The organism is Flavobacterium cheonhonense (assembly GCF_035671315.1).
Classification (GTDB): Bacteria; Bacteroidota; Bacteroidia; order Flavobacteriales; family Flavobacteriaceae; genus Flavobacterium; species Flavobacterium cheonhonense.
In genome coordinates this window covers 1,066,447-1,081,688 of sequence record NZ_JAXAVY010000001.1, presented here as the reverse complement: position 1 = coordinate 1,081,688, position 15,242 = coordinate 1,066,447, and the positions used below count along the sequence as shown (strand labels likewise).

General features: G+C 39.9%; 14 protein-coding genes. 11 read left to right on the top strand and 3 right to left on the bottom strand.

Annotation, left to right across the window (positions count from 1 at the left end; translation table 11 throughout):
• Positions 1–17 precede the first annotated feature (17 nt).
• Both SK086_RS04755 and xrtF read right to left on the bottom strand, forming a co-directional pair.
• Positions 18–464: an exosortase F system-associated membrane protein gene (locus SK086_RS04755; protein WP_324690154.1), complete on the bottom strand. Its 447-nt coding sequence runs from the start codon at positions 462–464 to the stop codon at positions 18–20.
• Positions 439–996, bottom strand: a complete 558-nt coding sequence (gene xrtF, locus SK086_RS04750) for an exosortase family protein XrtF (RefSeq protein ID WP_324690152.1) — start codon at positions 994–996, stop codon at positions 439–441. Before xrtF ends, SK086_RS04755 begins: the two co-directional genes overlap by 26 nt.
• 72 nt (positions 997–1,068) lie before the next feature.
• On the opposite strand from xrtF, the gene SK086_RS04745 reads away from it, so the two are divergent.
• The 5 genes from SK086_RS04745 (at position 1,069) to rpe (ending at position 6,248) form a co-directional block, all read left to right on the top strand.
• Positions 1,069–1,524 (top strand): GAF domain-containing protein, encoded by a 456-nt coding sequence (locus SK086_RS04745; RefSeq protein ID WP_324690150.1) that lies wholly within the window; start codon positions 1,069–1,071, stop codon positions 1,522–1,524.
• A 106-nt stretch (positions 1,525–1,630) separates the two neighbouring features.
• Entirely contained in the window at positions 1,631–1,900 is a 270-nt protein-coding gene (gene rpsO / locus SK086_RS04740) for a 30S ribosomal protein S15 (RefSeq protein ID WP_133533524.1), read from the top strand.
• Between the two features lie 138 nt (positions 1,901–2,038).
• Positions 2,039–4,216, top strand: coding sequence for a polyribonucleotide nucleotidyltransferase (locus tag SK086_RS04735; protein ID WP_324690149.1), 2,178 nt, complete (start codon positions 2,039–2,041; stop codon positions 4,214–4,216).
• A gap of 140 nt (positions 4,217–4,356) precedes the next feature.
• Positions 4,357–5,220, top strand: coding sequence for a sigma-70 family RNA polymerase sigma factor (locus SK086_RS04730; protein ID WP_026711939.1), 864 nt, complete (start codon positions 4,357–4,359; stop codon positions 5,218–5,220).
• Between the two features lie 365 nt (positions 5,221–5,585).
• The gene (gene rpe, locus SK086_RS04725) at positions 5,586–6,248 is read left to right on the top strand and encodes a ribulose-phosphate 3-epimerase (RefSeq protein WP_324690146.1); all 663 of its coding nucleotides are present in this window, start codon (positions 5,586–5,588) and stop codon (positions 6,246–6,248) included.
• A gap of 5 nt (positions 6,249–6,253) precedes the next feature.
• Here rpe and SK086_RS04720 read toward each other — a convergent pair whose 3' ends face one another.
• Complete coding sequence (locus SK086_RS04720) at positions 6,254–7,252, bottom strand: GntR family transcriptional regulator (protein WP_324690145.1); 999 nt, start codon at positions 7,250–7,252, stop codon at positions 6,254–6,256.
• 103 nt (positions 7,253–7,355) lie between these two features.
• Between SK086_RS04720 and SK086_RS04715 the strand changes: the two genes are divergently transcribed.
• From SK086_RS04715 to SK086_RS04690, 6 genes are all read left to right on the top strand, one after another.
• Positions 7,356–8,408, top strand: coding sequence for an aldose epimerase family protein (locus SK086_RS04715; RefSeq protein WP_324690143.1), 1,053 nt, complete (start codon positions 7,356–7,358; stop codon positions 8,406–8,408).
• On the top strand, positions 8,405–9,475 hold the full coding sequence (locus SK086_RS04710; RefSeq protein WP_324690141.1) for a glycoside hydrolase family 53 protein: 1,071 nt from the start codon (positions 8,405–8,407) through the stop codon (positions 9,473–9,475). The genes SK086_RS04715 and SK086_RS04710 overlap by 4 nt, the downstream gene beginning before the upstream one ends.
• A gap of 2 nt (positions 9,476–9,477) precedes the next feature.
• The gene (locus SK086_RS04705) at positions 9,478–10,494 is read left to right on the top strand and encodes a glycoside hydrolase family 53 protein (protein WP_324690139.1); all 1,017 of its coding nucleotides are present in this window, start codon (positions 9,478–9,480) and stop codon (positions 10,492–10,494) included.
• Between the two features lie 5 nt (positions 10,495–10,499).
• Positions 10,500–12,920: a beta-galactosidase GalA gene (galA, locus tag SK086_RS04700; protein ID WP_324690137.1), complete on the top strand. Its 2,421-nt coding sequence runs from the start codon at positions 10,500–10,502 to the stop codon at positions 12,918–12,920.
• Complete coding sequence (galK, locus tag SK086_RS04695) at positions 12,920–14,086, top strand: galactokinase (protein WP_324690136.1); 1,167 nt, start codon at positions 12,920–12,922, stop codon at positions 14,084–14,086. The genes galA and galK overlap by 1 nt, the downstream gene beginning before the upstream one ends.
• Positions 14,087–14,189: 103 nt before the next feature.
• Positions 14,190–15,242 (top strand): UDP-glucose--hexose-1-phosphate uridylyltransferase, encoded by a 1,053-nt coding sequence (locus SK086_RS04690; protein ID WP_324690134.1) that lies wholly within the window; start codon positions 14,190–14,192, stop codon positions 15,240–15,242.

Genomic DNA, 15,242 nt, shown 5'->3' with positions numbered 1-15,242 from the left:
AAGTTACGAAAAATAGCTTACCGCTTGACTTGCTTTTGATAATAAAAAGCCGGAATGAAAAGCAAGATGAATATCGGTTGGATTAAAAATCGACGAAGATAAAAAAGGGCCAATTTGTTTTCTTCTCCGAAAAAATTCAACACAAACAAAAAGCTGATTAACAATATAGACCCCAAAATCATGTAGAGCAGTATAGAAAACTTGACCATTTTAGTGTCTTTGAAAATCACATACAACAAGAAAAGCGATAAAACTGTATTGAGATAAAATCGCATACCCAAACTAAAAAACAGTTTAAAAACATTGTACTGCGGTAACTTGGTGTGCGCATATTCGCTTTTGAAATACGCCAAAAATGGGTCGTAAAACAATTGGTCTTCAAAAAAACGAATACCAACCAAAAGTAAAACCAAGATAACAATCCAAAGGAGTTGTTGTTTATTTTGAAGGATTTTTGTTAGCATGTAATGAAAATTTATTGACCCAAATCACCCAAAGTAAAAAAACAACACCGTAAATAATGAACGGAAAAATCACGGCGTGCAACAGCTGTTCTTGCTCAGGGTAATGACATAAAGCCACACTTAGCAAAGCAATTCGGGATATATTTAAAAGATGTATCAGTAGCAAACCAAAAAGAATAAACAACAGCGTTTGTTTCCATCTTCCGGTAAAGGCCACTACAAAAGAAACAAACAAAATCATCACACTTAAGGCATTACAACCTTCAATGATACGGGAAACATACTTACCGTTATAAATGATTTTCAAGCTTGGCTCTGTCGGATGAGATTCGATTTGAGCATCGTTATCAAAAAGAGTCAACAGCGTTTGCGTTTGATTGGCTACCATTTGAGTAAAAGAATCTACCTGATTGGCAGCTGAATCAAATCGATTTAAATACGACTGATACAATACGGTAAGCACTAAATAGGTCAGCAAAAATTTTCCCAGAAAAAGTAAAAAAGGACGGTATTGCTGCAGCAGATTCTTCAAGACTGATTTTTTAACAAATTTATATAAATTTAAAAAAGCGCAGTCGTTACTTTTGCATAAAAATTGGAAAAAATGAATTTAGAAAATTTAAAACCTCAAGTAACCGCCCTGCTTACGGAAGCCAATACTGAGAGAGAAGTAAAGCTTAAAAACTTATGTCAATATTTGTCCGACAATATTTCCTATTACAATTGGGTTGGTTTTTATTTTGCCAATCATGAAAACAGAACCTTACATCTTGGCCCTTATGTTGGTGCTGAGACCGATCATACTGTAATTCCGTTTGGGAAAGGCATTTGCGGTCAGGTAGCCGAATCTAATGCCAACTTCGTAGTACCTGATGTGGCAGCCCAAGACAATTACATTGCTTGTAGTTTTACCGTGAAATCAGAAATTGTGGTTCCTTTATTTGTAAATGGAGTCAACATTGGTCAAATCGACATCGACAGTCATGTACTCGATCCTTTCACAGAAGCTGACGAACGATTTTTAGAGTTTGTAAATGAGGAAGTTGCGAAATTATTTTAAAAATAATTTACAATTTATATTTCACTATTCACAATTATTTCTACCTTTGCACACGAATTGAGAAAGTCTTAATTCATACATAATAATCATTTAAATAAATATTGGAATGTATTTAAGTAAAGAAACAAAAGCTGAAATCTTCGCTAAACACGGAGGAAAAGCTGAAAACACCGGATCTGCTGAAGGGCAAATCGCGTTGTTCACATTTAGAATCTCTCACTTAACTGAGCACTTGAAAAAAAATCGTCACGATTACAACACTGAGCGCTCTCTAGTTCTTTTAGTAGGTAAAAGAAGAAGTCTTTTAGATTACTTGAAGAAAAAAGATATCAACAGATATCGTGAGATTATCAAAGAATTAGGTATTAGAAAATAATACATATCTAAAGAGGTGCTTGCGCGCCTCTTTTTGTTTTAAAAATAAAAGAAAAGTTTCGGTTTTTCATTGGGTTACAAACAACTACTACAACAACTACAACACAACTAACCTAATTGTTTAAACGAATTAATTTTTATGATTCCAAAAGTAACCCAAGAAACAATCGATTTGGGAGATGGGAGAACCATCTTAATCGAAACCGGTAAATTAGCCAAACAAGCAGACGGTTCTGTTGTTGTTAGATTAGGCGACTGTATGCTTTTAGCCACAGCCGTATCTGCCAGAACTTCAAACCCTGGTGTTGATTTTTTACCGTTAACGGTAGATTACCGTGAAAAATTTGCCGCCGCAGGACGTTTTCCGGGAGGTTTTTTCAAAAGAGAAGCCCGTCCAAGTGACAGCGAAGTATTAACCATGCGTTTAGTAGACCGTGTATTGCGTCCGTTATTCCCGAATGATTACCATGCTGAAACTCAGGTAATGATTCAATTAATGTCGCATGACGAAAACGTAATGCCGGATGCTTTAGCCGGTTTAGCCGCTTCTGCTGCCTTAGCTGTTTCCGACATTCCTTTCTACAACTTAATTTCTGAAGTACGCGTAGCCCGTGTAGACGGAAAATTTATCATCAACCCAAGCAGAGCACAATTGGAATTATCTGATATCGATATGATGATTGGCGCTTCTTTAGATTCAGTGGCGATGGTAGAAGGTGAGATGAAAGAAATCTCAGAAGCAGAAATGGTAGAAGCTATCAAGTTTGCTCACGAAGCTATCAAAGTTCAAATCCAAGCTCAATTAAGATTGCAAGAAGCTTTCGGTAAAAAAGAAATTCGTACTTACGAAGGAGAACCGGAAGACGAAGCAGTTTATGCCAAAGTAAAAGCAGCCGCTTATGACAAATGTTATGCGATTGCACAAGAAGCTTCTGGAAAAAGCGAAAGAGGCGAAAAATTTGCAGCAGTTAAAGAAGAGTGTAAAGCCTTATTTACAGATGAAGAATACGCTGAAAACGCTGACTTAGCCGGACTGGTTGGTAAATATTTTTACAAAACCAATAAAGAAGCTGTTCGTAACGTAATCCTTGAAAAAGGTATCCGTTTAGACGGTAGAAAAACAACCGAAATCAGACCTATTTGGTGTGAAACGGATTACTTACCATCAGTGCATGGTTCATCATTGTTTACTCGTGGAGAAACACAAGCCTTGGCAACGGTAACTTTGGGAACTTCAAGAGAAGCCAACCAAATCGACTCGCCATCTGAACAAGGTGAAGAAAAATTCTATTTACACTATAATTTCCCACCATTCTCAACCGGTGAAGCCAAACCTTTAAGAGGAACTTCGCGTAGAGAAGTAGGTCACGGAAACTTAGCTCAAAGAGCTTTGAAAAATATGATTCCTGCCGATTGTCCTTATACCATCCGTATTGTATCTGAAGTTTTAGAATCTAACGGTTCCTCTTCAATGGCTACGGTATGTGCCGGGACTATGGCCTTGATGGATGCCGGAGTTCAAATGATTAAACCGGTTTCCGGAATTGCCATGGGATTGATTACAGATGGTCAGAAATTTGCGGTATTGTCAGATATCTTAGGAGATGAAGATCACTTAGGTGACATGGACTTCAAAGTAACCGGAACCAAAGACGGTATCACCGCTTGTCAAATGGACATCAAAATTGACGGATTGCGTTATGACATCATGGAACAAGCTTTAAACCAAGCTCGTGACGGTCGTATGCACATCTTAGGCAAATTGGTAGAAACCATTGCCACACCAAGACCTGACGTTAAGAAACACGCTCCGAAAATCATCATGAGAACCATTCCGGGTAACTTCATCGGTGCCTTAATCGGACCGGGCGGAAAAGTGATTCAAGAATTACAAAAAGCTACCGGAACTACTATAGTAATCAACGAAGTAGACGAACAAGGTGTAGTGGAAATTTTAGGAACAGATCCGGACGGAATTGCAGCTGTATTAGCCAAAATAGATTCTATCATCTTCAAACCTGAAGTTGGCGAAGCTTACGAGGTGAAAGTAATTAAAATGCTTGACTTTGGAGCCGTGGTAGAATATACTGCAGCACCAGGAAACGAAGTATTATTACACGTATCCGAATTGGCTTGGGAAAGAACTGAAAACGTTGCTGACGTGGTAAAAATGGGCGATGTGTTTATGGTAAAATACTTAGGTGTTGACCCTAAAACCCGCAAAGAAAAAGTGTCTAAAAAAGCGCTTTTACCAAGACCGCCAAGAGACGAAAATCGTCCTCCTAGAGAAGATAAAAAAGACGCTCCAAAGGGTTAATCCAATTCAAATATTAATTCATAAAAAATCCCGATTCATTAGTTTGAATCGGGATTTTTATTTTTTTTACTTTTTTTGTAACTTTTTGACTCCTCCTTACGTACAACCACCCGAACACTTTAAAGAAAAGGAGAACATAAATGAGACAGCTCAAAATCACCAAGCAGGTTACCAATCGTGAAACCGCATCCTTAGACAAGTACCTACAAGAAATCGGAAAAGTGGATTTGATCACGGCTGATGAAGAAGTGGAATTAGCACAACGCATCAAAGCCGGAGACCAAAGAGCCTTAGAGAAATTGACCAAAGCCAACCTACGTTTCGTAGTTTCCGTGGCTAAACAATACCAAAACCAAGGGTTAACCCTACCCGATTTGATCAACGAAGGAAATTTAGGATTGATCAAAGCCGCTCAACGTTTTGACGAAACCCGTGGATTTAAATTCATTTCTTATGCCGTTTGGTGGATTCGCCAATCCATTCTTCAAGCTTTGGCCGAACAATCTCGTATCGTTCGTTTGCCTTTGAACAAAATCGGTTCTATCAATAAAATCAACAAAATGTACGCTTTGTTAGAACAATCTAACGAACGTGCGCCTTCAGCGGAAGAAATTGCTAAAGAGCTAGACATGACGGTTAACGACGTAAAAGAGTCTATGAAAAACTCAGGACGTCATTTATCCATGGACGCACCTTTAGTGGAAGGTGAAGATTCAAACCTATACGACGTATTGCGTTCAGGCGAATCTCCAAATCCGGACCGCGAATTGATTCACGAGTCTTTACGCACCGAAATCGAAAGATCTTTGGAAACTTTAACACCGCGTGAAGCCGATGTAGTACGTTTATATTTCGGTTTAGGTGACCAACACCCAATGACCTTGGAAGAAATCGGAGAAACCTTCGATTTAACCCGTGAGCGTGTTCGTCAAATTAAAGAAAAAGCAATCCGAAGATTAAAACATACTTCCAGAAGTAAAATTTTAAAAACATACTTGGGATAATCCCAACAACCGCAACAACAGTCTGATTAACTGTTCGTTTTTTGATTGATGATTGAAACTCCGGCTGATTACCGGAGTTTTATTTTTTTCACGGCAAATAAAACTCCAGTCTGTTCGCTACGCTCGAGTTCCCGGAGTTTTATTTTTTTGGCGTGCCCTTTCAGGTCAGGCTTTCGGCTTTATCTTTTTTGCCACAACGAGCGCAGGCGAGGTGCCATTTCCTCAAAAAAGGATACCGCCTCAATCCTTCACGCAAACCCTCTTAAAATTCAACCCATTCTTACCAAATGAACTTCACCAAAAAAACCTTGCGAACTTTGCTGTTAAAAACTTAATTTTGCAACAACAACACACAACTGAATTCAATGAAAAACACACTTATTGCTCCATCCGTTTTAGCCGCTGATTTTGCCAACCTGCAACGCGACATCGAAATGATCAACACTAGTGAAGCCGATTGGTTCCACATCGACATTATGGACGGCGTTTTTGTCCCCAATATTTCTTTCGGTATGCCGGTTTTACAAGCCATTACCAAACACGCAAAAAAAACGATAGATGTGCATTTGATGATTGTTGACCCTGATCGATACATCAAAACTTTTGCCGCTCTAGGAGCTAATATATTGACCGTTCATTATGAAGCTTGCACTCATTTACACCGAACCTTACAAGCCATCAAAGCCGAAGGCATGAAAGCCGGCGTAGCATTAAATCCGCATACCAACGTAAGTTTGTTGGAAGATGTAATTAAAGATATTGACTTGGTTTGCGTTATGAGTGTTAACCCGGGTTTCGGCGGACAATCTTATATTGAAAACACTTATTCAAAAGTGGAAAAACTCAAGGAATTAATTATCCGCAAAGGCGCTTCTACTCTAATTGAAATAGACGGCGGCGTGACCGATAAAAATGCCAAACAATTAGTCCAAGCCGGTGCTGACGTTTTGGTAGCCGGCAGTTATGTTTTTGGCGCACAAAACCCAACACAAACCATAGCCGATCTTAAAAAAACCACAGCCCTATAATCGCTTTAGAGAGAGTTTCTTAAAATTAGTGTAGCGTTGTTTTTAACACGCAACTTCGAATTGGTGTTAATCATGTTCGCCAGTATTCTACCCATTGCTTTAAAATCAGTTGAAATGGTTGTAATGCCGTTTTCTACTACTTTTTTTAACGGAGTATCGTTGTAGGATATGATGCCGTAATCAAGCCCTAATACTAAATTTTGAAGTTTCGCCTGCTCTATCACATTCACTAAATGGCGGTCATTAGGAATGATAAACAAACTCCCTTTCCGAATAGCATCGCTTTCAAATGACGAAACTACTTGGTGAGCGCAATCATTTTCTAAACAAAACTTTACAAAGCCATTAACCATTCCGACCGGTTCTTTCTCTCCCGGAAAAATCAAAATCAACTCGGAATATTGCTTTATCTTTTCCAATCCTAAAGTCAACGCATCATACATATCCGTCACAAAGTCTTGATAAACGGCAGGAAATCCCTTGAACAATTCATTGGTTTGGTCTAAAACATAAGTATCATTTAAAGGCAATGATGCAACAACATCACCTGGAATTTCCAAATTGGACGGCATAAGGATAAATTTCGAATAATTCCCTTTGCTTTCGTCAACCAGTTTCTTAAACATCTCCAAATTAAAATGATGAAAGAAAATATCAATTTGAAAGTTCTTGTTCACATGAGAAAGAAATGAATTGTACAAATCTTCTTTAAAGGTATTCAACTCATCGAACAAGAGAAATATTCTTTGTTCCAAAGTAAACTCAACACTCTTAACATAATAGCCTTTACCTAAAACAGCGTAAATAATGCCACGCTTTTTCAATTCCTCATAAGCCAATAAAACCGTATCACGCGAAATAGAAAACTCCAAACTAACTTTATTTACCGACGGCAACTTGTCTTCTCTTTTCAATCGCTTTTCGGCTATAGCCATCTCAACCGACAACACGATTTGTTTGTATTTGGGTTGCGCAGATTGGTTATTTATGGTGATGATTTTCATGCTTGTGCAATTAACTGGTGGTAAGGTACAAAAAAACCGGTAGGTAGTGGTATGGATACAAAAGATTAAATCATACTTTCGTTATAAGATTGATAAAAAAACCATGCTTAAAAACCACATTTCACAAAATTACCTGGGTCTAAATGGGAAATTCTTCGGGTTGACACCCGAGAATCAAGAGGTGTTTTGCTACACTTTAGCCAATAAACAGGGTATGGAAGTGAGTGTAATTAATTACGGCGCCACCATAACATCCATCAAAATCCCGAATTCAAATGGCCTAAAAACCGATGTGGTTTTGGGATTCGACAAACTGGAAGACTACATCAAATCGTTCGATTTACCGAGCGCACCTTATTTGGGAGCCGTAGTTGGCAGATACGCAGGCAGGATAAACAAAGCTTCATTTATTTTAAACGGCGAAAAAATCCAATTGACCCAAAACCACAATACGCATCAAATTCATGGTGGCGAAAGCGGTTTCAGTCAAAAAGTATGGACAATAAAACGCATTCCTTCAGATAAAAACCAATCCATTACTTTAGAATATTTGAGCTGTCACAATGAAGAAAATTTCCCGGGAACGTTAACCATAAGCGTAACTTATACCCTGACTGACGAAAATGAATTAATAGTTGACTTTTCAGCAAAATCAACCGAAGATACTGTTGTTAACCTCACACAACACAGTTACTTTAATTTAAATGGACATCTGGAAAACATCAACCATCAAAAAGTTACGATTAATGCCGACCAGATACTGGAAACTACAGAAGAATTAATCCCGACAGGTAAGTTTATCCCTTTAAAAAATCATGATTACGATTTTTCAACAGCCAAAGATTGTCCGTCAATTATTGACAACACTTTTGTATTAAACGATAGTAAAGCAGCATCATTATACGGTGAAAAATCAAAAATAAAAATGACTGTCACGACCAACCAACCTGCTGTTCACGTTTACGTCGGCGGCAACTGTTTTGGTCAAATAAAAGGCAAAGAAAATGCCGATTATCATACTACCAGCGGGATTTGTTTTGAAACTCAAAACTTTCCTGACGCACCCAACCACAGTCATTTTCCAAACGCCATTTTAAAAAAAGACGAGTGTTACACTCATCAAACTATATTCAAATTTGAAAATCAATTGCCATGAAAAAGTTATTATTTGTACTATTATCCATTTCCTTTTTTTCTTGTTCCTCCGACAATAACTCAGAACCGCAACCACCGGTTGATAATGATGTTTTTATCAGAGGTGCTGACATGTCTTATCTTCCTTTAATTGAAAGTGAAGGTACCGTTTACAAACACAACGGTGTCAATCAAGATCCAATTACAACCCTCAAAAATGCCGGTTGTAACGCTATCAGAATTCGCTTATGGCAAAACCCATCCGATGGGCATTCGGGCATGGCAGAAGTAAAAACCTTTGCCCAAAGAGTTAAAGCCGCTGGCTTAAAAGTTTGGTTAACAGTGCATTATTCAGATACTTGGGCCGATCCGGCACATCAAACCAAACCTGCGGCTTGGCAAAGCTTAACTTTCAGCAGTTTAAAAACGGCTGTTACTGATTACACCAATTTAGTCATGACCGAAATCAATCCCGATATCATCCAAATCGGAAACGAAACCAACGACGGTATGCTTTGGCCGGAAGGGAAACTTTCTACTAATGAAACTCAATATTTAGAGCTCGTTGCTGCCGCCAGTACTGCCATCAGAAGCAAATCAACAACAGCAAAAATCATGTTACACCATGGAGGTTTATCCGGTTCTGATTGGTTTTTCAGCAAAGTAGCCAACATCGATTACGATTACATCGGTCTTTCCTATTACCCGATATGGCACGGTACCAGCTTGGTAACACTTCAAAATACAATTAACAGTTTGGGACAATTGTACAATAAAAAAGTAATCATCGCCGAGACCGCTTATCCTTTTACTTTTGATTACAACGATTACACCAACAACATCATAGGTTTACCAAGCCAAATACTACCGGCTTTTCAAGCCACGCCAACCGGCCAAAAAGGATTTCTTTCCACCATTAAAAACACTGTCACGCAAAGCAATTACGGTTTAGGTTTTTGCTATTGGGGTAGTGAATGGGTTGCGTTTAGAGGACCAACATCAACCAATGGCTCTTCTTGGGAGAATCAAGCGTTATGGGATTTTAACAACAACTCTCTTCCGGCTTTGGAAGTCTTTAATGCCGAATAATTATGCTGAAAAATCTATTGATTCTAGTTGTTTTAGCACTATCGAATGTCCTTTTTGCGCAGCATAAAGAAATTGCTTTTGCCAAAGGCGCCGATATAGGCTGGCTACCGCAGATGGAAGCCACCGGATACAAATTCTATAACAACAACGGTAAAGAAACAGATTGTTTGCAATTACTGAAAGATTTAGGCATGAACTCGATTCGTTTGAGAGTTTGGGTCAATCCGTCCGATGACAAAGCCAGTGGTCATTGCAGCAAAGAGGAAACCATAGCCATGGCATTGCGCGCTCAAAAAATGGGATTTCGTATCATGATTAACTTCCATTACTCTGATTCTTGGGCAGACCCTGCCAAACAATTCAAACCCAAAGCGTGGGAAAAACATTCCTTTGCCGAACTATTGAATGACGTATACAACCATACTTTTGACGTCATCAATGCACTAAAGGTAGCCGGAGTTACTCCGGAATGGGTTCAAGTAGGCAACGAAATCCCGGGCGGTATGCTATGGCCGGAAGGTAGCACCGATAATTGGCCGCAACTCGGACAGTTATTAAACAAAGGTTACGATGCTGTAAAAGCAGTAGATAAAAACATCAAAGTCATCGTACACGTTGACGAAGGAAACAATAATGAAAAGTTCCGAACCTTCTTTGATAATGCCACAGCCCAAAAAGTAAGATACGATGTGATTGGCCTATCTTATTATCCGTATTGGATTAAAAAAGACTACACCGAAACCATAGCCGATTTACAATTTAACCTAAACGACATGGCACAACGTTATGGAAAAGAAGTGATGATAGTGGAAGTGGGCGGCGAAGACGATAAAGTGCAAAACACGCACGAATTATTGACGGCTACCATCAAAGCCGTTAAAAATGTTCCTAACAACAAAGGAATCGGTGTACTTTACTGGGAACCACAAGGCGCCAGAAGCTGGAGTCATTACGCGCTAAGTGCTTGGCAAGCCGATGGTAAACCTTCTCCGGCATTGAACGCTTTCAAAGAAAATTAATCGCAATGAAAAACTTTCAAAAACAATACCTCACCGCCTTATTTTTGGCACTGAGTTTTATAACCTCAGCTCAGCAAAGAATCAGTCTTGATGACGACTGGAGATTCCATTTTGGCCACGCAGCCAATCCGGACAAAGACTTTGATTATGGCAATAAACTACTCTTCCACAAATCCAATGTGTTTGAAACTACGGTAGTCAACCCTAAATTCATCGACACCACTTGGCGTAAAATCAATGTGCCACACGATTGGGTCGTCGAATTGCCATTTGTAAAATCTACTACGCATGAAATGGATACGCACGGCTACAAACCGGTTGGCAGTGCTTATCCGGAAACCAGCATCGGTTGGTATAGAAAACATTTTTCCATCGATAAAAAAGACAAAGACAAGCGTTTCGAACTGCAATTTGACGGCATTTACAGAAATGCAGCCATTTGGATTAACGGCTTTTATGTCGGCACCAATTTTAGCGGCTATCTGGGCAATACTTATGATGTGACCGATTTCATGAATTTTGAAGGCGATAATGTAATCGTTATTCGCGTTGATGCCACCCAAGCCGAAGGTTGGTTTTACGAAGGTGCCGGCATCTACCGTCACGTTTGGTTAAATATCACTAACAAAGTTTTTATCCCGGAAGACGGCATTTTTGTGCATTCAGAAATCAAAGGCAAAAATGCAGTAACTACTATTGAAACTACTATTGAAACTACTGTTCAAAACAACTACTTAAGAAACTCCGATGGCATCGTTTACAGTTATATAACCGATAGAAACGGGAAAATACTGACCAAGACTTCGGAACAAAAAATCAACTTAGGCATCCGAAAAGAGGTTACCCTAAAACAGAAAGTAAACCTGAGCAATGTGCGTTTATGGTCTGTGGATGATCCTTATTTGTACAAAGTCATTACCGTTGTAAAATCAGACAACCAAATTGTACATCAAACTAAAACCCGATTTGGTATCAAAAATGTGAGATTTGATGCCAATGAAGGTTTCTTTTTAAACGGAAAACACCTCAAAATTCAAGGTACTAACAACCATCAAGACCACGCCGGAATTGGGAGTGCCCTTCCCGATTACCTGCAGTATTACCGCGTAAAATTGCTAAAAGAATTAGGCTGTAATGCTTACAGAGCGAGTCATAACGCCCCAACTCCGGAATTATTAGAAGCCTGCGACAGCTTAGGTATGTTAGTCGTCGATGAACAACGTTTGCTCAATAGTAGCCCGGAATATATCGACCAATTCAAACGACTAATCAAACGCGACAGAAACCATGCTTCCGTGTTTTTATGGTCTATTGGTAACGAAGAACAAAACATCCAAGGCAACGACTACGGCAAAAGAATTGCACAAACGCTATTGGCTGTCCAAAAAGAATTAGATCCAACCCGAACCAGCACCTATGCAGCTGATATGGCGAATGATTTTAAAGGTGTTAACGAGGTCATCCCGATTCGCGGTTTCAATTACCGTGAATACGCTGTAGCCGATTACCACAAAGACCACCCGAACCAACCTCTTTTGGGAACCGAAATGGGAAGCACCGTAACCACCCGCGGCATCTACGAAAAAGATACAATCAGAGCATATGTCCCCGACCAAGACATTACCCATCCGTGGTGGGCAAGTAAGGCGGAAACCTGGTGGAAACTCGCAGCCGAAAACAACTATTGGCTCGGCGGATTTGTTTGGACCGGATTCGATTATCGCGGCGAACCTACGCCCTACAAATGGCCTAACATTAGCTCCCATTTCGGCATTATGGATGTGTGTGGCTTCCCGAAAAATATTTACTACTACTACCAGAGTTGGTGGACTGATAAAGATGTTTTGCACATTTCCCCTCATTGGAACTGGCCGGAAAAAGTAGGCCAACCTATAGAAGTTTGGGTCAATTCCAATGCCGAGGAAGTAGAGCTTTTCTTAAACGGAAAAACCTTGGGCAAAAAAGTCATGCCAAGAAACAGCCACCTCAAATGGCAAGTAAACTACGAACCGGGTACGCTCGAAGCTATCGGTTACAAAAAAGGCAAAAAAATCACTTCAAAAACAGAAACCACAGGAACACCCTATAAAGTTATGTTAACCACTGATAAAACTATCCTCATCGCAGATGGCAAAGATACCACCGTTTGTAACGTATCCATTGTAGACGATAAAGGCCGAGAAGTACCGGTTGCCGATAATATGGTAAAATTTCATTTATCCGGCGACGCAAAAATCATTGGCGTAGGTAATGGAGATCCAAGTTCTCACGAACCCGACAAATGTGCAGAAGGCGCTTGGCAACGCAGTGCTTTCAACGGCAAATGCCAAGTAATTATTCTGTCCGGAAAAACACCGGGAACCCTAACCTTAGAAGCCAAGTCTAACGGATTAATTTCGGCATCCGCCACGATTCAAACGCGATAATGAAGAAAAAACTCGTCCAACATACTACGGAACACTTTAAAAAAGTATTTCAAAAATCACCCGATTACCTTTTCCTTTCACCGGGAAGAATTAACATCATTGGGGAACACGTTGATTACAATGATGGTTTTGTAATGCCTGCAGCCATTAACAAATATGTTTGCTTTGCTGTCTCTAAAAACAATGATGCGGCCTTTACCCTTATTGCCCAAGACCTAAACGAAGCCTATCAATTTAAGGTAACCGACGACCTAAAACCGGTAAATCAAATGTGGGTGAACTACATTTTAGGCGTGCTGCACCAACTTAAAGCCAAAGGCCTAAATCAAGGTTGTTCTATCGTTTTCAGCAGTACTATTCCCATGGGAGCAGGATTATCCTCTTCTGCGGCATTAGAATGCGGCATTGCTTATGCCATGAATAAAATATTCGACTTAGGCTTAACCAAACAAGACATAGCGCTTATCGGACAACAATCGGAACATACTTTCGTTGGGGTTAATTGTGGTATCATGGACCAATTTGCCTCGGTTTTCGGCAAAAAAAACAGTGTCATCAAACTCGATTGTAACTCTTTGGAATACAATTACTACAAAGCCGATTTCAAAAAATATTCGCTACTTTTATTAGACAGCAATGTAAAACACACGCATTTGACTTCGGGTTACAACGACCGAAGACAAGAGGTAGAAAAAGGATTAGACATCCTTAAACACTTTCATCCGGAAATCAAAACTTTCCGTGACTGTAATGAAAAAATGGTTACTGACCTCAAAGACCAGTTAAGCGATACCATTTTCAAACGCTGTTTGTTTGTGGTAAAAGAAATCCAAAGGGTTCAAGATGCTGCCATGGCCTTGAACATTTCCGATTTCAAAAAATTAGGCGCCTTAATGACTGAAACCCATCACGGATTGTCTAAAGATTACGAGGTCAGTTGTGCGGAAATTGACTTTTTAGTCGATGCCGTGCAACAAGAAAAATCGGTTTTAGGAGCACGAATGATGGGCGGTGGCTTTGGCGGTTGTTCCATTAATTTGGTCGAAAAAGGAACCGAAAAAGCCTTAATAGAGCGCATTTCAACAGCATACCGTAGTCAATTTGGCATCGAATTAAAAGCGTATAAAGTTAAAATTTCAAAAGGCACAACAGAGTATAAAAATTAAATAGGGCGTTACCCCTCGGCCTGCCTTGAGCCTGCCGAAAGGGGTCGGGCTTTCCGTCTCGTCCAAAGACGAGACTGCAATCCCTAACGCAAACAAAAACAACATGCAACAATTCAACCATAACGAACACCCACACAGAAGATACAATCCGTTACTCGACGAATGGATCTTGGTTTCGCCTCATCGCGCCAAAAGACCTTGGCAAGGTCAAAGAGAAACCCTTCCCGAAGACAACCGACCGGCACACGATGCAAATTGCTACTTATGCGCCGGAAACACGCGGGCCAACGGTGAAAAAAATCCCGATTATAGCGATTGCTATGTGTTTGAAAACGACTTTTCGGCCTTGCTCAGCACTGAAGTTAATTTTGAAAGCAAAGAACAATCACTCTTCCAATTAAAACCGGAACGCGGCATCAACAAAGTAGTTTGCTTTTCACCCAAACACAACCTCACTTTACCCGAAATGGAAGTCGAAGCCATCGAAAAAGTTGTCCAAACCTGGAAAGCCCAATACCTCGAATTGGGCAGTCACGATTTCATCAACTACGTTCAGATCTTCGAAAATAAAGGCAGTGTAATGGGTTGCAGCAATCCGCATCCGCACGGTCAAATTTGGGCGCAATCGTCATTGCCAACCCAAATCGAAAAAACCCAAAAAAACCTGCGTGCTTATTACGAAAAAAACAAAACCAGTTTGCTTAAAGACTATCTGGAGCAAGAATTAAAACAACAAGAACGCCTCGTTTTAGAGAATGAACATTTTGTAGTTTTAGTACCGTTTTGGGCAACTTGGCCTTATGAAACCATGATCATCTCTAAAAGACATTTCAGCAACATCATTGCTATGACGCAGGAAGAAACCAAAGCATTTGCCGAAATCATCAAAGACATCACCGTAAAATACGATAATCTTTTTGAAACTTCTTTCCCCTATTCTTCCGGCATTCATCAAGCACCAACCGACCGAGTAGCGCACCCCGAATGGCATTTTCACATGCATTTTTATCCGCCTTTGTTGCGAAGCGCTACTGTAAAAAAATTCATGGTCGGCTACGAAATGCTAGGCGAAGCGCAACGTGATATTGCTCCGGAACAGAGTGCCAAAATTTTAAGAGACTTACCTAACCAACATTATAAAACTAAAACCACTTAG